The sequence below is a fragment of the Aestuariivirga sp. genome, from assembly GCF_020252405.1.
In the GTDB taxonomy this organism is placed as follows: domain Bacteria; phylum Pseudomonadota; class Alphaproteobacteria; order Rhizobiales; family Aestuariivirgaceae; genus Aestuariivirga.
Genome location: NZ_JADCDA010000027.1, coordinates 1 through 18821, shown reverse-complemented (window position 1 = coordinate 18821; position 18821 = coordinate 1). Strand labels below are relative to the sequence as shown.

At 65.9% G+C, this 18821-nt stretch carries 22 protein-coding genes; 9 read left to right on the top strand and 13 right to left on the bottom strand.

Going from position 1 to position 18821, the window contains the following annotated elements:
- Positions 1–267 precede the first annotated feature (267 nt).
- On the top strand, positions 268–1779 hold the full coding sequence (locus IOC69_RS05425; protein WP_290542520.1) for a DUF882 domain-containing protein: 1512 nt from the start codon (positions 268–270) through the stop codon (positions 1777–1779).
- A gap of 70 nt (positions 1780–1849) precedes the next feature.
- Here the strand turns inward: IOC69_RS05425 and IOC69_RS05420 are convergent, their stop codons facing one another.
- A complete protein-coding gene (locus IOC69_RS05420) occupies positions 1850–2116 on the bottom strand; it encodes a DUF2312 domain-containing protein (protein ID WP_290542519.1) in 267 nt (88 codons plus the stop codon).
- A gap of 16 nt (positions 2117–2132) precedes the next feature.
- A complete protein-coding gene (locus IOC69_RS05415) occupies positions 2133–2432 on the bottom strand; it encodes a DUF1244 domain-containing protein (protein ID WP_290542518.1) in 300 nt (99 codons plus the stop codon).
- 553 nt (positions 2433–2985) lie between these two features.
- Here IOC69_RS05415 and IOC69_RS05410 point away from each other — a divergent pair.
- Both IOC69_RS05410 and pyk read left to right on the top strand, forming a co-directional pair.
- On the top strand, positions 2986–3414 hold the full coding sequence (locus tag IOC69_RS05410) for a DUF1036 domain-containing protein (RefSeq protein WP_290542517.1): 429 nt from the start codon (positions 2986–2988) through the stop codon (positions 3412–3414).
- Positions 3414–4829, top strand: a complete 1416-nt coding sequence (gene pyk, locus IOC69_RS05405) for a pyruvate kinase (protein WP_290542516.1) — start codon at positions 3414–3416, stop codon at positions 4827–4829. The genes IOC69_RS05410 and pyk overlap by 1 nt, the downstream gene beginning before the upstream one ends.
- 122 nt (positions 4830–4951) lie before the next feature.
- Here the strand turns inward: pyk and IOC69_RS05400 are convergent, their stop codons facing one another.
- Together IOC69_RS05400 and ykgO are read right to left on the bottom strand one after the other, a co-directional pair.
- Complete coding sequence (locus tag IOC69_RS05400) at positions 4952–5545, bottom strand: tetratricopeptide repeat protein (RefSeq protein ID WP_290542515.1); 594 nt, start codon at positions 5543–5545, stop codon at positions 4952–4954.
- A 94-nt stretch (positions 5546–5639) separates the two neighbouring features.
- Positions 5640–5765 (bottom strand): type B 50S ribosomal protein L36, encoded by a 126-nt coding sequence (gene ykgO, locus IOC69_RS05395; RefSeq protein ID WP_290542514.1) that lies wholly within the window; start codon positions 5763–5765, stop codon positions 5640–5642.
- A 123-nt stretch (positions 5766–5888) separates the two neighbouring features.
- On the opposite strand from ykgO, the gene IOC69_RS05390 reads away from it, so the two are divergent.
- The 4 genes from IOC69_RS05390 (at position 5889) to IOC69_RS05375 (ending at position 8070) form a co-directional block, all read left to right on the top strand.
- Entirely contained in the window at positions 5889–6122 is a 234-nt protein-coding gene (locus tag IOC69_RS05390; protein WP_290542513.1) for a hypothetical protein, read from the top strand.
- A 7-nt stretch (positions 6123–6129) separates the two neighbouring features.
- Positions 6130–6570, top strand: coding sequence for a MaoC family dehydratase (locus tag IOC69_RS05385; RefSeq protein ID WP_290542512.1), 441 nt, complete (start codon positions 6130–6132; stop codon positions 6568–6570).
- 121 nt (positions 6571–6691) lie between these two features.
- Positions 6692–7144: an RbsD/FucU family protein gene (locus IOC69_RS05380; protein WP_290542511.1), complete on the top strand. Its 453-nt coding sequence runs from the start codon at positions 6692–6694 to the stop codon at positions 7142–7144.
- A 5-nt stretch (positions 7145–7149) separates the two neighbouring features.
- Positions 7150–8070, top strand: coding sequence for a ribokinase (locus IOC69_RS05375; protein ID WP_290542510.1), 921 nt, complete (start codon positions 7150–7152; stop codon positions 8068–8070).
- Here IOC69_RS05375 and IOC69_RS05370 read toward each other — a convergent pair.
- The 6 genes from IOC69_RS05370 to IOC69_RS05345 form a co-directional block, all read right to left on the bottom strand.
- A complete protein-coding gene (locus tag IOC69_RS05370) occupies positions 8060–8623 on the bottom strand; it encodes a hypothetical protein (protein WP_290542509.1) in 564 nt (187 codons plus the stop codon). The genes IOC69_RS05375 and IOC69_RS05370 overlap by 11 nt on opposite strands.
- A gap of 66 nt (positions 8624–8689) precedes the next feature.
- Positions 8690–9073, bottom strand: a complete 384-nt coding sequence (locus tag IOC69_RS05365; RefSeq protein ID WP_290542508.1) for a hypothetical protein — start codon at positions 9071–9073, stop codon at positions 8690–8692.
- A gap of 111 nt (positions 9074–9184) precedes the next feature.
- Complete coding sequence (locus tag IOC69_RS05360) at positions 9185–9622, bottom strand: DUF1178 family protein (protein WP_290542507.1); 438 nt, start codon at positions 9620–9622, stop codon at positions 9185–9187.
- Between the two features lie 5 nt (positions 9623–9627).
- On the bottom strand, positions 9628–10473 hold the full coding sequence (locus IOC69_RS05355) for a carbon-nitrogen hydrolase family protein (RefSeq protein ID WP_290542506.1): 846 nt from the start codon (positions 10471–10473) through the stop codon (positions 9628–9630).
- Positions 10474–10483: 10 nt separating this feature from the next.
- Positions 10484–10741 carry a glutaredoxin 3 gene (gene grxC, locus IOC69_RS05350; protein WP_290542505.1) on the bottom strand — a complete coding sequence of 86 codons (258 nt, stop codon included), beginning with the start codon at positions 10739–10741 and terminating at the stop codon, positions 10484–10486.
- 6 nt (positions 10742–10747) lie between these two features.
- Positions 10748–11509 (bottom strand): ComF family protein, encoded by a 762-nt coding sequence (locus tag IOC69_RS05345; protein WP_290542504.1) that lies wholly within the window; start codon positions 11507–11509, stop codon positions 10748–10750.
- A 144-nt stretch (positions 11510–11653) separates the two neighbouring features.
- Here IOC69_RS05345 and IOC69_RS05340 point away from each other — a divergent pair, with 144 nt between their 5' ends.
- The gene (locus tag IOC69_RS05340; protein ID WP_290542503.1) at positions 11654–12493 is read left to right on the top strand and encodes a methyltransferase domain-containing protein; all 840 of its coding nucleotides are present in this window, start codon (positions 11654–11656) and stop codon (positions 12491–12493) included.
- A gap of 129 nt (positions 12494–12622) precedes the next feature.
- Here IOC69_RS05340 and mutT read toward each other — a convergent pair whose 3' ends face one another.
- From mutT to IOC69_RS05325, 3 genes are read right to left on the bottom strand one after another with little or no spacing between them, the layout of a single operon-like run.
- Entirely contained in the window at positions 12623–13021 is a 399-nt protein-coding gene (gene mutT, locus IOC69_RS05335) for an 8-oxo-dGTP diphosphatase MutT (RefSeq protein WP_290542502.1), read from the bottom strand.
- 2 nt (positions 13022–13023) lie between these two features.
- Positions 13024–14331 (bottom strand): bifunctional glutamate N-acetyltransferase/amino-acid acetyltransferase ArgJ, encoded by a 1308-nt coding sequence (gene argJ, locus IOC69_RS05330; protein WP_290542501.1) that lies wholly within the window; start codon positions 14329–14331, stop codon positions 13024–13026.
- A 40-nt stretch (positions 14332–14371) separates the two neighbouring features.
- Positions 14372–15382: a peptidylprolyl isomerase gene (locus tag IOC69_RS05325; protein WP_290542500.1), complete on the bottom strand. Its 1011-nt coding sequence runs from the start codon at positions 15380–15382 to the stop codon at positions 14372–14374.
- 448 nt (positions 15383–15830) lie between these two features.
- Here IOC69_RS05325 and secA point away from each other — a divergent pair, with 448 nt between their 5' ends.
- On the top strand, positions 15831–18563 hold the full coding sequence (gene secA / locus IOC69_RS05320) for a preprotein translocase subunit SecA (protein WP_290542499.1): 2733 nt from the start codon (positions 15831–15833) through the stop codon (positions 18561–18563).
- Positions 18564–18821: the final 258 nt, after the last annotated feature.

Below are 18821 nucleotides of genomic sequence, written 5' to 3'. Positions count from 1 at the left end.
TGTTGAGCCCGCGCCGGTCTTGCGTTAAGCCCCTGTTAAACATAGCCATTTACCATCGACCCGATGCTGCCACATGGCGGCCTCATTCTTGTTTGAAACGCGGTTTCAGTGTAAGCCGACCCTTGCAGGGGATTGGCGGGCTGGACGAAGCGCCAGAGGAACCGGAACACCGGTCGTAAGTGGGGTATGGGTTTGGACTGCAGGCAAGCTGGACTTCGCAATGCACTAAATCGCTGGAAAAAGTTCGCCGCCACCACGGTCGTGGCCATGGCGATGGGCGCTGGCGTGTTTCTCAACATGAGCGGCACGGCTCATTCCGGCGGCGAGACGCGCACCCTCTCGCTCTACCACATGCACACCAGGGAAAGTCTCACCATCACCTATATGAAGGACGGCCGCTATATCCCGTCCGCCATGAAGAAGATCAATTATCTGATGCGCGACTGGCGCCGCAACGAGGTGATCACCATCTCGCCCCGCACCATCGACCTCATGTGGGAACTCCACGCCGACCTGGGGAGCAAGGCGCCGATCCACATCGTCTGCGGCTACCGCAGCCCCAAGACCAACGCCTTCCTCAAGAAGGTCGGTCGCAACGTGGCGCGAAAGAGCCAGCATATGGTGGGCCAGGCGATCGACCTCTATTTCCCCGACGTTCCGACCGTCAAGATCCGCAATTCGGCGCTGGTGCGCCAGGTGGGCGGCGTCGGCTATTACTCGTCCGGCGCGGGCCCCACCGGCTTCCTCCACATCGACTCCGGCAATGTCCGCCACTGGGGTCCCGCCATCTCGAGCTATCAGATGGCCAAAATCATGCGTGACTACCGCAAGACGGTGGGGGCGCGCCTCAACAAGAAGGGCATGAAGGCCGTTCCGGACGTCATGGTCGCAGAGGCTGACCCGACCGCCGCGCGCCTCCCCTCCCAGATGGAGGGTGACGAAGAGGGCGATGCCGAAAATGTCAAGCAGCTCTCCGCCAGGAAGACAATCCCGCTTGAGACCGCCTATTCGAACGGCGACGACGAGGAACTGGCCGGCATGAGCGAGGACGCCGCCGCACCTCCCGCCAAGCCCCGGCTCAAACCGGAGACCACCGCGGACATCGCCGCCCTCGCCGATGCCGCCCTCGCCGATGCCACCCTCGCCCATGCCACCGTTGCCGATGCCGATGGGGTGACTCAGGGCTATCCAGCGCCGAAGCCGCGCCCCAGGCCGATCGAGGTGCTGATGATGGCCGCGGTCAATATGAAGATTGAGCCGGCCTCGGCACCGCCTCCCGATCCGACCGAGCGCGCCTCGCCGTTGGCTGGCAACTCGCAGGGCGTGGTAATCGCACCGGAGAGCATGACGGACACCGCCTCGCTCGAAGCGAACGCCGCTGAAAAGACCAGCCTCACGGAGGACATCGAGAACGGCGACGCGCCAAACGTTCCCACCATCCCCACCATCACCGACCCGGCTTCTGGCGACGGCCTGTTCTGGTGGCCGACACAGATGGTGTTCGACACGAACAAGGCCGTGCGCCGTGACGGCGCGCCGCAGCAGTTCTCCGCCGGTTCGGTATCGGTTGCCCTCATGCTGCCCGGCGCTGGCGAGGCTCAGGCCCAGGAGTTGCCGCCGCATCCCCAGCGCCTCGCCATCGCCCAGATGGCGCCCAGCCTTCAGGAACCAGCCCCCGGCAAGGGCGACATGCAGGTCGTCAACCGCGAAGGCAAGGGCAGCCTGCTCATGCCCCCGGAGCCCGCCGTTCAGCTCGGCCAGGCGGGCCCTTCGCAGTAAGCTGCGTCCCACCCCATGCGAAAAGGGCCGCCCGCCGGGCGGCCCTTTTGCGTGTTCTGGCGCAACCGGATCAGGCCGCCTCCTCGCTGTCGCCGGGGATCATGCCCAGCGCGGCGAGGTAGACGTCAAGCATCGATTCCTCCTCCTCGCGCTCGGCGGCGTCCTTCTTGCGCAGGCTGATCACCTTGCGCAGAATCTTGATGTCGAAGCCATTGGCCTTGGCCTCGGCATAGACTTCCTTGATGTCGCCGGCGATGGTTTTCTTCTCCTCCTCGAGGCGCTCGATGCGCTCGACGATGGATTTGAGCTGACCATGGGCGAATGTCGTCTTGTTCATGTCTGGCGCTCCCGGATCAGTGCTTGTGGGACTGGGCGAATTTCGCCCTCTGGTCTTCGCCGGCGGCGGCCTGGTGCCTTGCTTTCCACTCATCATAGGGCATGCCATAGACCATGGTCCGCGCCTCCTCGCGCGTCACGGCAACATCCTTCGCCTTCGCCGCGTCCTCGAACCAGTTGGACAGACAGTTGCGGCAGAAGCCCGCCAGATTCATCAGGTCGATGTTCTGCACATCGGTGCGTTGGCGCAGATGCTCCAGCAGCCGCCGGAAGGCGGCGGCCTCGAGTTCTGTCCTGGTCTTGTCGTCGATGGTCATGGTCTGAATGCCCTCGTCAGTCCGGATCGCGCCGGAGGTCCTTCATAATCGGTTCGATCACCCGGGCCAGACGTTCCGCCCACTCGTCCACACCTGTTTTGCCAACGGTCAGGATCCGCCGGATCCCGATCAGGGCGTGCGGCAGGCCGGGACGGCGCCATGACTGGTGAGCATGTCGCCTTATAGAGCATGATCCGCAGAAGCGGAACCGATTTCGGGACAAGATCATGCTCAAGCATATGATCTGGCGCATGTTCCGGCCAGGTGATTCCACCCGATCGGAACATGCGCCAGGCAGGCGTATTCCGGCGGAGCCGCATTCGGGGCGTGGCCGCAAGGGCAGACTCAGCCCCGTCCGGCTGTCGCCCGCCACAATTTCGTACGCTTCTCCAGGCGAAATCTTTGTCATGGACGGGGCATATCGTTGAGGTTAATTCCTCAGTCACCAGGTTGCGCCGCTGAAATTGGCGGGCTTCTGCCTGCCACGTTGACGCGGCCTAAGCGAGATAGGAAAGCTATGACAGATTCGCTGAACTTTTCCGGAGGCGGCAGGATGCTCCGCAACACGGCGCTGGCGGCAGGCGCATTGATAGTGGCAGGCTTGACGGCCGCCCCGGCGCAGGCCGATCTCAAGGTCTGCAACAACACCGAAAGCACCGTCAACGTCGCCATGGGCTACAAGGACAATAAGGGCTGGGCCACCGAGGGCTGGTGGACCATCGCGCCGCAGAAATGCACGCCCCTGCTTAAGGGAGACCTCATCGCCCGCTATTATTACGTGTTTGCCATCGACCGCGACAAGGGCGGCTCGTGGGGCGGCAAGTCGATGATGTGCACGAATACCAAGGTCTTCACCATTCGCGGCATCGCGGATTGCGAAAGCCAGGGCTACACCAAGACCGGCTTCTTCGAGGTCGACACGCGCGAGGAAAAGGACTGGACCGTCTCGCTTTCCGGCGACAAGACCACGCAAGGTCAATAATGCGCCGTAACCGCAACGTTAAGATCGTGGCGACGCTGGGGCCCGCGTCATCATCGCCCGGAATGCTGGAAAAGCTGTTCCGCGCCGGCGTGGACGTGTTCCGCATCAACATGAGCCACACCCAGCACGACCTGCTGCGCCAGCTCCACCGCGACATCCGCGCCGTCGAGGCGCGGCTGAAGCGGCCGATCGGCATCCTCGCCGACCTGCAGGGCCCCAAGATCCGCATCGGCGCCTTCGCCGCCAAGGAAGCCAGGATCAATCCGGACGACATCTTCGTCTTCGACACCGACAAGACACCGGGTGACGCTACGCGCGTGCACCTGCCGCATCCGGAAATCTTCGCCTCGGCGCAGGTGGGCGACAATCTCCTCCTCAACGACGGCCGCCTGCGCGTCGAAATCGTCAGGGCGGAACCCACAAAGCTGACGACGAAGGTGATCTTCGGCGGCGTCATCTCCGACCGCAAGGGCGTGAACCTGCCCGACACGGTGATCCCCATCCCTGCCCTCACCGAGAAAGACCGCGCGGACCTCGAAGCCGCGGCCAGCGCCGGCGTCGATTGGATCGCGCTGTCCTTCGTGCAGCGCGCCGATGACGTGGCCGAGGCGCGAAAGCTCATCGCCGGCCGCGCGGGCGTCATGGCCAAGATCGAGAAGCCCGCGGCCCTGACGGTGCTGGACGAGATCCTCGAAATCGCCGACGGCCTGATGGTTGCCCGCGGCGATTTGGGCGTCGAACTGCCGCTCGAAACCGTGCCGGCCAAGCAGAAGCAGATCACCCGCGCGGCACGGCGCGTCGGCAAGCCGGTGATCGTCGCCACCCAGATGCTCGAGTCGATGATCGTCGAACCTGTGCCGACCAGGGCCGAGGTCTCCGACGTGGCCACCGCCGTCTATGAAGGTGCGGACGCCATCATGCTCTCGGCCGAAAGCGCCACCGGCGCCTGGCCCGACAAGGCGGTCGCCACCATGGACCGCATCGCCCAGGCGGTGGAGCGCGACCAGCTCTACCGCGGCATCATCACCGCCCAGCGCACCGAGCCCCAGCCGACGAGTGCGGATGCGATCTCAAGCGCCGCGCGCTCGATCTCGGAGACGCTCAAGCTCTCCGCCATCGTCTGTTATACCGGGTCCGGTTCGACGGGCCTGCGCATGTCGCGCGAGCGGCCGGACACGCCGATCATTGCCTTGACGCCGATTGCCACCACGGCCCGCCGCCTGGCGCTGGCCTGGGGCCTGCACTGCGTGCTGACGGAAGATGCCCACGACCTCGACGACATGGTGACGCGCGCCACCGGCATCGCGCAAGCCGAAGGATTCGCCGAGGCCGGTCAGCGCATCATCATTACCGCCGGCCTGCCGCTGGGCACGCCGGGCGCCACCAACATGCTGCGGATTGCCTACGTCAGCTGACGGCCCGCGTTTGAATTCCACATCCCGTTTTCCGTCTCGCGCGGCTGTTCGGCCCCGGCATCCTCAGCTTCTTCGCTTTTGCCGACGGCGAACTGGTAGGCCCCGGCAGGAAAGCTGATTGCTCATATCCCCTGCTCCACCCGGTCCAGCTTCTTCAACGCCGCCTTCACGTCGTCGAGCGTCGGGTTCACCGCCAGGGCTTCTTCGTAAGCCTCGCGGGCGGCGGAATATTTCTTCTGGCGTAAGAGGATCATGCCCTTGCCCGCCAGCGCCCCGAAGTGGCGGGGTTCGAGCTCCAGCACATGCGCGATGTCGGCGAGCGCCAGATCGTCCTTCTTCATCATGAAATAGAGGGTGGCGCGCTTGTTCCAGGCCTCGGCGAAATCCGGGTTGGCGCCGATCAGCCGGTTGAGGATCGACAGCGCCTCGGCGGGCGCACCGTCGGCGATGGCGACCGTGGACTGGGTCAGCAGCACTTCGGCGGTGGGCGAATCGGACGCGCCCCACAGGGCCCAGATTTTCTCCTCCACCGTGTCAGCCTCAATGCCGGGCTTGCGCAGCTGGGCAAACAGCAGGTCAAGCTGGTCGGCCCGCTGTTCGGCGGGCTTGAGCGCCTTCGCCGCGGCAGGCGGCGCCCCGGCCGGAGCGGGGGCATCCTCCGCCAGAGCGCCGGAGGTGAGGGCAAGAAGGGCAAGAATGGCGAACGGACCCCGCATAGCGTTCAGTCTACACCGCATTTCATGGCAACAAAAAGAGCGCCGTGGGCGGTATTCCGTCCACGGCGTTCACAAAACTGGCAACCGGCCGTGCTCAGCCCTGGCGCGCCTTGAAGCGCGGATTGGTCTTGTTGATGATATAGACGCGGCCCTTGCGGCGCACCATGCGGTTGTCGCGGTGGCGCTTCAGAAGGGACTTGAGCGAATTGCGGACTTTCATGGACTTCACCTGATAAGTCAGGCAGAAGGAGCCCGGCCCCGGTCCGCCTGTTGAACATTGGCGGGTTCATTAGCGGGGTCACCCAGACCTGTCAACCAATCCGGCCCTGCCCGTTATCTCTCCATGTTCGATCTCTTCGCCAATTCCGAATTCGCCGTCACGCTCGCCATCTTTCTTGCCTGCGCCGCCGTCGTGGGCTTCCTCGCCTGGCTGGAGCGGCGCCCGCGGAAAAGCCTCACGCCGCGCCTGATCCCCACCACCCCCGTCCTTCTGATCTTTGGATTCATCGGACTTTTGGCTCTGGTGCATTTGGCCAACCTGTATGGCATCCAGACCGGCCGCGCACCCAGATACTGAGGCCCCGATGCTGCCCCCCAGCCAGACCCTTTATTTCGAAGACCTGGCCCCCGGCATGACCGAGACCTATGTCAAGGAGGTCAAATCCTCCGACGTTGTGGGCTTTGCCGAGATTTCCGGCGACCGCAATCCCATCCACCTGTCCGAGCATTTCGCCGCCCGCACTCCCTTCGGCGGCCGGATCGCGCATGGCCTCTACACGGCGAGTCTGATTTCGGCGGTGATCGGAACGAGGCTGCCGGGTCCCGGCGCGGTCTATCTGTCCCAGACGCTGAACTTCAAGGCGCCGGTGAGGATCGGCGACATGGTGGAGGCCTCGGTCGAGGTGGTCGAACTCGCCCAAAAGGGCCGCCGGGTGAGGCTCGCCTGCCGCTGCACGGTGGGCGGCACGCTGGTGCTCGAAGGCGAGGCGCTGGTCAAAGTGCCGGGCAAGCCCGAGGGCCGCTGAGCCTTCCTGATTCCTGAGGCGGCCCCTCTGGCGCATGCTTGTGCATGATCTCATCGCGAAAGCGGTTCCACTTTTGCGGATCATGCTTTAGCCTCGCTGCAAAACCCGGGAGGACCAAGCGATGCTGCGCAACTTCGACAACCGCCTCAACGCGGATGTGATCCGCTGTCTCCGCGCCATGGGCCATGGCGATGACCTGATCGTGTCCGACACCAACTTCCCCGCCGATTCGGTGGCCCGCCACACGGTGACGGGCGAGCTGCTGCGCATGGACAATCTCACCGCGGCGGAAGCGATCGACGCCATCCTCTCGGTCATGCCGCTCGACAGCTTCGTCGACACCCCCGCCGAGCGCATGGAGATTGTGGGCAAACCCGGCGAGATCCCGCCCGTCCAGCAGGAGGTGCAGGCCGTCATCGACCGCCGCGAGGGCAAGTCCTGGCCCATGGGCTCGGTCGAGCGCTTCGCCTTCTACGAGAAGGCGCGCAACGCCTATGCCGTGATCGTGACGGGCGAGACGCGCTTCTACGGCTGCTTCATCCTCAAGAAGGGCGTGATCCCCCCGAAGGACTGAACAGGATGAAGCAAGGGATCGCCATCCTCGGCATCTTCGTCGCCGATCTCGCCTTCAGGGCCTCCCGCCAGCCGACGATGGGCGAAACCCTCATGGGCTCGGGCTTCAAGATGGGCCCGGGCGGCAAGGGCTCGAACCAGGCCGTGGCCGCGGCCCGCGCCGGTGGCGCTGTCAGCTTCATCTCGCGCCTGGGGCAGGACGCCTTCGGCGACGTTGCACTGGCCACCTGGAAGGCCGAGGGCATCGCACCCTACGCGGCCATCGCCCCCGATGAGCCGACCGGCGCCGCCTATATCTTCGTCAGCGACGAGACGGGCGAGAACGCCATCATTGTGGTGCCGGGGGCTGCAGGCGGCCTGTCGCCGAAGCACGTCGAAGCCGCACGCGGCGCCATCGAAGGCGCGAAGGTCTTCGTCACCCAGCTCGAACAGCCCATCGATGCGGCGCGAAGGGGCCTCGAGATCGCGCGCGCGGCGGGCGTCATCACCGTCTTCAACCCTGCCCCCGCCGCCCCCGTGCCGGACGATCTCTACGCGCTCTGCGACTGGGTCATTCCCAACGAGACGGAAGCCGCGGCACTCACCGGCCTCCCCGTGGCCACTGAGGAACAGGCCCGCAGGGCCGGAGACGCGCTGCTCGCCAGGGGAGCGAAGAACGCCCTCATCACGCTGGGCGCAAGGGGCGCGCTGCTGCACACTGCCGAAGTCTCGGTGCTTATTGCGTCCTTCAATGCCGGCAAAGTGGTGGAAACAGCAGGTGCTGGCGATGCCTTCGTCGGCGCCTTCGCCGCGGCATTGGCCGAAGGCATGGAGCCAACCGCCGCCGCCCGCTTCGGCTGCGCGGCCGCCGGCATCTCCGTCACCCGCCCCGGAACCGCGCCGGCAATGCCGACGCGGCCTGAAATCGAGGCGCTGCTCAGAGCCTGACGAGCGCGGCGCGCACCACCGCGCGTTCCGCCGGGTCGAAGCGCAGCGCTGCGGTGGGCTGGTGGGTCTGCAAACGGTCCGCCGCGTGGTCGCAGACGGTGAGATAGGCCTCGACATCGCCGCCCGCCGCCAGCAGCCTCTTCGTGCCGCAAAGCGACTCGAGGTGGCCCACCAGATAGCCCGCATCCGCCTGCGCATCGGCGGCCGCCAGCGCCGCACGCGATGACGGAACCTCGCGCGGCCCCAGTTGCAGCGCCTGTACAGCGTCCTTGATCCCGTCCGGCGCCTGCGCGCCAAGTTCGGCGAGCAGCGCCGCGCCGCCATCGGCTTCCGCATCGAGCCCGTGCTTCTGCGCCTCGCGCCGCGCAAAACCCGCGAGGTAGCCCGCCATGAAACGCCCGCCTTCGGCACGCTGCTGTTCCGCCGCCGCCAGCGCCGCCGCCACGGCCTTGCGCAGCACCGCCGCATCGCGGCTCTCGCCCGCGGTCATGGGCGCCACCGCCACGTCGCGGCGCGGCTTGCGGCGGTTCATGTTGATCTCTCTCCAGCCCATGCAGCCCTTCTCGCAGACGAAAAGGCGCGCGGCAAGGCCCGCGGCCCCGTCATGCCGCGGACGCGGTCACCCGCCGGAGGTCAGCATCATTTTGCCCGCAAGCTGCGGATAGTTCTTGGCGATGTCGTGGAACTTGCCGACCTTGGCAATGGCGGTGATGGCGGTGATGGCGGCGTTGGGCCTGTCCTTCAGCGCGGTGTCGTCCTTGCGCAGGCCGACGCCGACGAAGTCATTCAAGCGCCGAGCGGCTGGCCGGAGCATGATCCGCAAAAGTGGAACCGCTTTTGCGATAAAATCATGCGCAAGCTTTTGATCCGGCGCATGTTCCGGCCAGGTGAGTCCACCGGATTGGAACATGCGCTTGCCGATGGTCGACGATACGTCCCTGAGGGCAATCAACCTGACGGAACGGATTTCCTGCTTCTGTTGCTTCTTGCCGGCATCATCCACAAACGCCCCGTCTGTCTCAATGCGGGAGCACGCGGCGCTTGTGCGCAATTGGCGAATGCAATTTGCCACTCAGAACGGTCGCTCTGCCCCGGAGGGCCGGGACTACAGGTATTAATTCCCGTCCTCCGGCAGCCGCGGCAATGGGTGTACGGCAATGCCTTCCTCGATCAGCGCCCTGGCCTCGCCGGGCGTGGTGCTGCCATAGATGCCGCGCTGCCCGGTCTCCTCATAGTGAATTCTGCGGGCTTCCTCGGCGAAGCGGTCGCCGACATATTCGGCGTTTTCCTGGACGTGGCGGCGCATCTCGCGCATCATGGTCATGAGCTCGGCAAGCCGCGGATCGGCGGGGGCGGAGACCATCTTCTGCCCGCTCCCGCGGTTTGACTTCGCCGGAATGCCGGGCGCCATCAGCCGTTTCTCGACCTTCGCCGAACCGCAGTGGCTGCAAGCCACGAGGCCGCTGGCCGCCTGCTCGTCATAGGCGGCGCTGTCGCGGAACCAGCCGTCGAAGGCATGGCCCTGCTCGCATATGAGGTCATAGTGCATCATGGCGGTCAGGTAACGATCACGCAGCCGGGTTTCAAGACCGTTAAGCCAATCGCCCGGTCATGCTCAAGCGCCGGGATACGGGCCCGCGCGAGGTCCGCCTGCGCGGGCTCCAGATCGGCCATGACAATGCCGGGCTCGCTGCCCGCCTCCGCCAGCACCTCGCCCCAGGGCGAGACGATGAGCGAGTGGCCATAGGTCTCGCGCCCCGACGGGTGCCTGCCCCCCTGCGCCGCCGCCAGAACGAAACTTCCCGTCTCGATGGCGCGGGCGCGGAGCAGCACATGCCAATGCGCCTGGCCCGTCGGCACGGTGAAGGCGGACGGCACGGTGAACAGCTTCGCCCCCGCCTGGGCGAGCGCGCGGTAGAGATGGGGAAATCGCACATCATAGCAGATCGTGAGGCCGATGGCGCCGAGCGGCGTCTCCACCAGCACCGCGTTCCTGCCGGCGTCATAGGCATGGGACTCGCGAAGGCTCTCGCCCGAGGGCAGATCGGCGTCGAAGAGGTGTATCTTGTCATAGCGCGCGGCGATCGACCCGTCCGGCGCAAACAGGAGGGAGCGGTTGAGAAGCTTATCACCCGGCCCCTTCAGGGCCAGCGAGCCGATATTGAGCCACAAGCCCAGCTCCCGCGCCAGCTCCGAAAAGGCCGACACGCCCGCATCCTCCGCCTCCGCGCGTGCGAGCGACCTGAGGCGCGCGCGGTCTGGCTCGATGATATTGGTCATTTCGGGGGTCGAGACGAAGCTGGCGCCCCGCCCCACCGCCTCGCGAATGAGGGCAGAAGCCTCCGCCACGTTGCGGGTCATGGCGGCGCCCGAGCGCAACTGGATGAGGGCGGCGCGGATCACGGGGCCAGGGTCACCGGGCGTTCAGCAGCGGGTCCAGCTGGCCGCGCCGGTCAAGTTCATGGATGTCGTCGGAGCCGCCGGCATGGGTCTCGCCGATGAAGATCTGCGGCACGGTGTGGCGGCCGTTGGCGCGTAGCATCATCTGCTGGCGCAAGGCGCGGTCCTGCACGTCGATTTCCTCGAAGACGACACCCTTCTTCTTCAGCAGCGCCTTGGCGGCGTGGCAATAGGGGCAATGGGGCGTGGTGTAGATCGTGACTTTCTGCATGGCGGATCAAATATGAGGCTTTGCCGGAAACTGGACAAGGGCGAAGGTAAGCAGCTCCACCCGCGCCGCGCCCGCCTTCTTCAGCGCCAGCGCACAGGCCTCCGCCGTCGCACCCGTGGTGCGCACGTCGTCGACCAGCAGCACGGACCTGCCCGCCACCTCGGCCAGGCGCCCGGGCCTGACCGTGAAGGCATTGCGCACGTTCCTGCGCCGCGCCCCCTGGTCAAGCCCCACCTGGGCGCGGGTGGACCGGGCACGGATCAGCACATCATGCCGCCATGGCGTTCCGGAGAGGCGGGAGATGCGCTGCGCCAGCAGGGCGGACTGATTGAAGCGCCGCAGCCACAGGCGGAAGACATGCAGCGGCACGGGCAGGATCACGTCGGCCTGCGCAAGCAGCCTGCGCCCCGCCCGCGCCATCATGCGGGCCATGAGCAGGCCCGCCTCCGGCCTGTCCCGGTACTTCAGCGCATGGACGAGTTTTGCCGCCTCCTCCTCGAACAGCACGGCTGCCCGCGCCCGGTCCCAGGCGGGCGGATCGGAGAGCGCCGCGCCGGACAGCGCACCCTCGCCCTGGTCATAGGCGAAGGGGGTGCCCAGCGCGTCGCAGACCGGCTCCTCGAGCAGTTTCAGCCTGCCCCAGCAGACAACGCAGAGGCTGGCCGCCTCGCCGACCGGCGTGCCGCAGGACAGGCACAGGCTGGGCGTCACCAAATCGACGAAGCCGCGCCAGATGCGGGCCGGAAGACCTGACAGGACGGTTTCCATGCCGCAACGTTAACACAGCCTGCGGGAACCGTGGATTCCCTTGCGCGATTGGTCTATCAGCGGCGCCACCCCGCAGCCGGAGCCTTGCCCGATGTCCTTTTCCCGCGCCACCTGTGATCTCATCCGCCGCGAGATCCTGGGCTGATGACGGGGGCTCCGCCCCTCTTCGACCGCGCGCTCAGCGCCGCGCGCGCCGCACGCAAGCGCGCGGGCGAGCCCAATATCCTGACGCGCACCATCGCGGAGGAACTCGCGGAGCGCCTCGCCTTCGTCAACCGCCGCTTCGGCCGCGTTCTGCTGATCGCGGCTGAGCCCGGCGCCATCGCGGCGCGGCTGAAGCAGGGTGGTCAGGTGACGGAGGTGGAAACGCGCGGCCCTTCGGCTGGCGATCATCTCGAACTTCCCGAAACGCGCTATGACGCCGTGTTCAGCGTGCTCGACCTCCAGACCTTCAACGACGTGCCGGGCGCGCTGATCCAGATGCGCCGCGCGCTGAGGCCCGACGGGCTGCTGCTCGCCTGCCTTTTCGCGGGCGATACGCTCACCGAACTGCGCCAGTCGTGGCTTGCCGCCGAGGCATCGCTGTCGGGCGGCGTTTCCCCGCGCGTGGCGCCGATGATCGACGTGCGCGAACTGGGGGCCCTGCTGCAGCGCGCCGGACTGTCACTGCCTGTTGCCGACCTCGACCGCACCATGGTGCGCCATGCCGACGCGATTGCGCTGATCCACGACATCCGCGCGCTGGGCTTGTCCAACAATCTCGTGGGCCGCTCGCGCAGGCCCGTCAGCCGGCGGCTGATGGGGGCCGCCGTCAACCACTATCAGCGGAATTTCGCCGACCCCGACGGCCGCGTGCGCGCCACGGTGGAAGTGGCCTGGCTCACCGGCTGGGCCCCGCATGAAAGCCAGCAGCAGCCGCTGAAGCCGGGAAGCGCCAGGGCAAGGCTCGCCGATGCGCTGAGGGTGGAAGAGAAGAAACTCTAGGACGCCAAAACTGAAATTCACCTTGCCCCGGCTTGACCGGGGCATCCTTTTCCGCCGCCGCCAAAAGGATCGCCGGGTCAGGCCCGGCGAAGGTGAAGGTCAGGAATTTCACCGGCCGGTCACAGGCTGCTACAGCAAATCCACCAGATGCGGGATCAGCGGCACGTCCGCCGGTGGCATGGGATAGTCCTTCAACGTCCGCGGCCTCACCCAGGCCAGCGCCTGGCCCTCCGCCCCCACCGCCTGCCCTTGCCAGCGGCGGCAGACATAGAGCGGCATGAGCAGGTGGAAATCCTCATAGGCGTGGCTGGCGAAGGTCAGGGGTGCCAGGCAGGATTCGGCCACGTCGATGCCGAGCTCTTCCTTCAGTTCACGGATCAATGCGGTTTCGGGGCGCTCGCCCGCCTCAACCTTGCCGCCGGGAAATTCCCACAGGCCGCCGAGCTGCTTGTCCATCGGGCGCTGCGACAGCAGCACGCGGCCGTCCCTGTCGACCAGCGCCACGGCGGCGACGAGGACGATCTTCATGGTCAGCTGCGATAGGAGCCGTTGATGTCGATGTAGCGGTGGGTGAGATCGCAGGTCCACACCCTGGCCTTGCCCTTGGCCACCCCCACATCCGCCTCGATCACGATGTGGCGGCCCTTCATGTGCGGCATGATCTCCGCCTCCTTGTAGGCGGGGTCGCGCATGCCGTTCTTCGCCACGGTGATGCCGCCGATCCTGATCCTCAGCTTGTCGCGGATGGCCTTCTCGCCGGCCTTGCCGATGGCCATGACGACGCGGCCCCAATTGGCGTCCTCGCCCGCCACCGCCGTCTTCACCAGCGGCGAATTGGCGATCGACATGGCGATCCTGCGGGCGGCCTTGCCGGACTGGGCCCCGGTGATGGCGATCTCGATGAACTTCTCCGCACCCTCGCCGTCCTTCGCCACCTGATGGGCGAGATCCATGCACAAACCGTCAAGCGCCGCGGCGAAGGCCTTGAGTTCCTTATCGCCGGCCTTGAGGCCCCTGGCGGAATTGCCCGCCTGGCCGGTGGCGAAGAGCAGCACGGTGTCCGACGTCGATGTGTCGCCGTCGACAGTGATGCAGTTGAAGCTCTTGTCCACTGCCTTCGACAGCAGCTTCTGCAGCGCCCCGGAGGGGACCGCCGCATCGGTGAAGAGAAAGACCAGCATGGTCGCCATGTCCGGCGCGATCATGCCCGAGCCTTTGGCGATGCCGTTGATGGTGACGGTCTTGCCGCCGAGCTTCAATCTGGCGGTGGCCGCCTTGGGGAAGGTGTCGGTGGTCATGATGGCCCTGGCGGCCATGGCCCAGGCGCCGGGCTCCGCCGCTTCGGCGAGCTTCGGCAGGGCGTTGACGATGAAGCCTGGGTCCAGCGGCTCGCCGATGACGCCGGTCGAGGCCTGGAAGATTTCGCGCGGCTTGCAGCCAAACTGCTTCGCCGCGGCCCTGGCCACCGCCGTGACGGTGGCCACACCCGCTTTGCCGGTGAAGGCATTGGCATTGCCGGCATTGATGAGCACGGCGCGCGCGGAGCCGCCCGCGAGGCTGTGCACGCACCAATCAACCGGCGCCGAGCGCGACTTGGACCGGGTGAAGCAGCCCGCCACGGTGGCACCCGGTTCCAGGACAGCCAGCAGCACATCAGGCCGGTTTTTATAACGTATGCCGGTTTCGGCCGCGGCCAGCCTCACGCCGGCGATGGGCGGCAGATCCGGAAAGGCCGCCGGCGCCAGTGGGGACGCCTGGTGTGCCCCCTGCCGCGCCCCCTGCCGCGCCCCCTGCCGCACCACGTGATTCGCGCCCTGATTCGCCCCTTGCTTCGCCATGAAGAGCCCCCTCAGACAGGCGTGGATTGGCTGACGTCACTCATTGCGGAGCCTGAATCTGCAGGTCGCCCTTGCCGGAACCGGCATCGCCCGCGGCATTGTCACCGCCCATGGCATCGCCGCCCGCGGCGGGCGCCGCCCCGCCGGACTCGTCCAGCGCCGGCTTGTTCTCCTGGAAGTTCTTGGCGGCCTTGGCGGCCTCCTCGGCATATTTCTTCAGATCCTCGTCGAGGATTTCGACCTTGGATTTCTCGCGGATCCTGGACATGACCTCGCCGACCTTCTGGCGCAGCAGCACATTGCGGATGGCCTGCTTCACCTGGTCATAGGGCTGGGCGGCGCCCTGCTTCCTGTCCTCGAGGCGGATGATGTGCCAGCCGAAATCGGTCTTCACCGGCTGCGAGGTTTCGCCCACCTTGAGCGCGAAGGTGGCCTTGGAGAATTCCGGCACCATTTCGGCGGCGGTGAAATAGCCGAGGTCGCCGCCATAATCCTTCGAACCGTCAAGGCTGTATTTCTGCGCGAGGTCCTCGAACTTCTGGCCGTCGGCCAGCATCTTCTCGATGTCCTGGGCTTCCTTCTCGCTGGCCACCAGGATCATGCGGGCGCGCACCCGCTCCGTCTGCTGCAGCTTGGCGGCCTCCTCGTCATAGGATTTGCGGATCATCTCCTCCGTCACCATCGGGCGGATCTTCTGGAAGAAATAGGCGTCGCGCAGCGCCTTGGCCTGGTAGAGGGCGAGGCGGCGCTTGTATTCCTCGGTCTCCGCAATGCCTTCCTGCACGGCATACTGGGCGAGCAGGTGGCGCTCGATCAGATATTCCACCACGAATGGATAGCGCAGCTTCGGCGGCATGTCCGGCAGCTGGCCGATGATGTCGTCGGTCGCCATCTGAACTTCCGACACCCGGATCTCATGGCCGTTGACGATGGCAATGACCTTGTCCTCCTTCGGCGCCGCGTCCTCCTGCGCCCGGGCGGGCATGGCAAGGGCAAGACCAAGCAGCGCGGCTGCCGCGCAAGAGGTGAGAAAATTTCGCGAAAAAGACATTCAAGTCCACCGTGCAAGAGGCCATCGACCACCCCGGATGCCATGGGCCGGGCGCTGCTCCTTGTTCCTCAAAGAAGGCAAGAATAAGCCCCCGCGCCGTTCCGTCCAGGCCCGTCACAATTCGCACGCACATTGGTCGCGTTGCCGGATGCTGGCAAGTGGGCGGGCCACAGATGAAGCCCCTGTTGCGCCAATGCAACAGATTGAAATTGCGGAGGCTTGGCGCCATTTGCCGGGCGGCGCGATTTTCCCGGCGGCGGCGCATTGCTCCGGCCCGGCAACTTGACTAAACCATTTTCAGGTCAAGAGAACACCGGTTGACCGTCGAAAATGCGACCGGACGGACAGATAAAGAGATGAAGCAGGTTTCGATTCCACTGAACCGAAACCTGCTCTAGAAAGCGGCTCGACCCGGGGGCGGAAGGCCCCTCATGAAGGATCAGAATAAATGTTCGGATTGCGCGGCATCGCCGCCCGTATTTTCGGCTCCAGCAATGAGCGCCAGATCGCCAGGTACCGTGGCCGGGTGGACGCAATCAACGCGCTGGAGCCAGAGCTCGCCGCCCTGTCCGACGGTGAGCTGAAGGCCCGCACCGCCATGTTCAGGGAGCAGCTGGCGGGCGGCAGGGAACTTGACGACCTGCTGGCGCCCGCCTTCGCCACGGTGCGCGAGGCTGCCAGGCGCACACTGGGCCAGCGCCATTTCGACGTCCAGCTGATCGGCGGCATGGTGCTGCATGAGGGCCGCATCGCCGAAATGAAAACCGGCGAAGGCAAGACCCTCGTCGCCACGCTCCCCGTCTATCTCAATGCGCTCGCGGCCAAGGGCGTGCATGTCGTCACCGTGAATGACTACCTCGCCAGGCGCGACGCCGGCTGGATGGGCCAGATTTATGGTTTCCTCGGCCTCAGCACGGGCGTGATCGTCCACGGCCTCTCCGACGAGGAGCGCCGCCGGGCCTATGCCTGCGACGTGACCTACGCCACCAACAACGAGCTGGGCTTCGACTACCTGCGCGACAACATGAAATACCACCTCGATGAGATGGTGCAGCGCGGGCACAACTACGCCATTGTCGACGAGGTGGACTCGATCCTCATCGACGAGGCGAGAACGCCGCTCATCATTTCCGGGCCCGTCGACGACAAGTCGGACCTCTACAACGCGGTGAACCAGTTCATCCCCGCGCTCGCCTCGCAGGACTTTGATCTCGACGAGAAGCAGCGCTCGGTGACGCTCACCGAGCAGGGCAACGAGCACCTGGAACAGGTGCTGGGCGGCGCGGGCCTTCTGCGCGGCGCCAACCTCTATGACGCCGAGAACGTGACCATCGTGCACCACGTGCAGCAGGCGCTGAGGGCCCACAAGCTGTTCCAGCGCGACAAGGATTACATCGTCAAGGACGGCCAGATCGTCATCATCGACGAGTTCACCGGCCGCATGATGCCGGGCCGCCGCTACTCCGAAGGCCTGCACCAGGCGCTGGAGGCCAAGGAACACGTGGAAATCCAGCCGGAGAACGTCACCCTCGCCTCCATCACCTTCCAGAACTACTTCCGCCTCTACGCCAAGCTCGCCGGCATGACCGGCACGGCGCTGACCGAGGCGGAGGAATTCATGGACATCTACAGTCTCGAGGTGCTCGATATCCCGACCAACGTGCCCGTTGCCCGCCGGGACGAGGACGATCAGGTCTTCCGCACCGCCACGGAGAAGTACGGGGCCATCATCGACACCATCGCGGAGGCCCGCGCCGGCGGCCAGCCGGTGCTGGTGGGCACCACCTCGATCGAAAAGTCCGAGCTGCTCTCCGGGCTGCTGAAGCAGCGCAACGTGCCCCACAACGTGCTGAATGCGCGCTATCATGAGCAGGAAGCCGCGATCGTGGCGCAGGCGGGCGTTCCCGGCGCCGTCACCATCGCCACCAACATGGCCGGCCGCGGCACCGACATCAAGCTCGGCGGCAACCTCGATATGCGGGTTGACATCGAACTCGCCGGCCTGCCGCCGGGCCCGGAACGCGACCAGCGCATCGCCGCCATCAAGCAGGAGATCGAGGCCAACAAACAGAAAGTGCTGGATGCCGGCGGCCTCTTCGTCATCGGCACCGAGCGCCACGAGAGCCGCCGCATCGACAACCAGCTGCGCGGTCGTTCCGGCCGCCAGGGCGACCCCGGCCGCTCGCTGTTCTACCTGTCCCTCGAGGACGACCTGATGCGCATCTTCGGCTCCGAGCGGCTGAACTCGATGCTCACCATCTCGGGGCTCAAGGAGGGCGAGGCGATCGTCCACCCGTGGATCAACAAGGCGCTGGAAAAGGCCCAGCAGAAGGTGGAGGCGCGCAACTTCGACATCCGCAAAAACCTCCTGAAGTTCGACAATGTGATGAACGATCAGCGCAAGGTCATCTTCGACCAGCGCATCGGCATCATGAAGGGCGAAGAGGTGGACGGGACCATCGACGACATGCGCCGCCACACGATCGAGGACCTCGTCCACAAGCACATCCCGCCCAACACCTATGCCGAGCAATGGGACGCCCCAGGCCTGCACGAGCGTCTGCTCCAGGTGGTGGGCATCGATTTCCCCGTGGCCGACTGGGCCAGGGAAGAGGGCATCGCCGAGGAAGAGATCCTCGAGCGCGTGACCAAGGCCGCCGACCGGCACTATGCCGAAAAGCGCGCCCGCTACGGCCAGGAGATCATGGGCCAGGTCGAGAAGACCTTCCTGCTGCGCACGCTCGACCAGCTGTGGCGCGACCACATTGTCACCGTCGAGCAGCTGCGCCAGGTCATCCACCTGCGCGGCTACGGCCAGCGCGACCCGCTCAACGAATACAAGACCGAGGGCTACAACCTTTTCGAAAGCATGATCGACCAGCTGCGCGAGAATGTCACCGCGCAGGTCATGCGCGTCGAGGTGCAGATGCGCGATCCTTCCGAGCTGTTGGAGCTGCCCAACGAGGACGAGCTGCCGATGATGGCCGCCCACCACATCGACCCCGTCACCGGCGAGGACGAGCTCTCCCAGGCCGCCCTGACGCTGGCGCGCAACGCCACCGCCACCGCGGCCGGCCGTGACCCCAAGAACCCCAGGACCTGGGGCAAGGTCTCCCGCAACGACCCCTGCCCCTGCGGCTCCGGCAAGCGCTATAAGCACTGCCACGGCGTGTATGCTTAGAGCGGCGGGCGGTCATGCAGAATCGGGGTCTTTTCCCTCCCCCTTGTGGGCAGGGCTATCGCATATGGGTTCCCTTCTCCCGTCCGAAGGATGGGAGAAGGTGCCCGAAGGGCGGATGAGGGCCTTTGTCCACAGATTCCGATGCGGAAAGAAGCCCTCATCCGGCCTGCCGGCCACCTTCTCCCATCGCGTACCGCGACGGGAGAAGGGAAAATTGACATGGCACAAGACACGCCGCCGCCATATGCGATTCGCCTC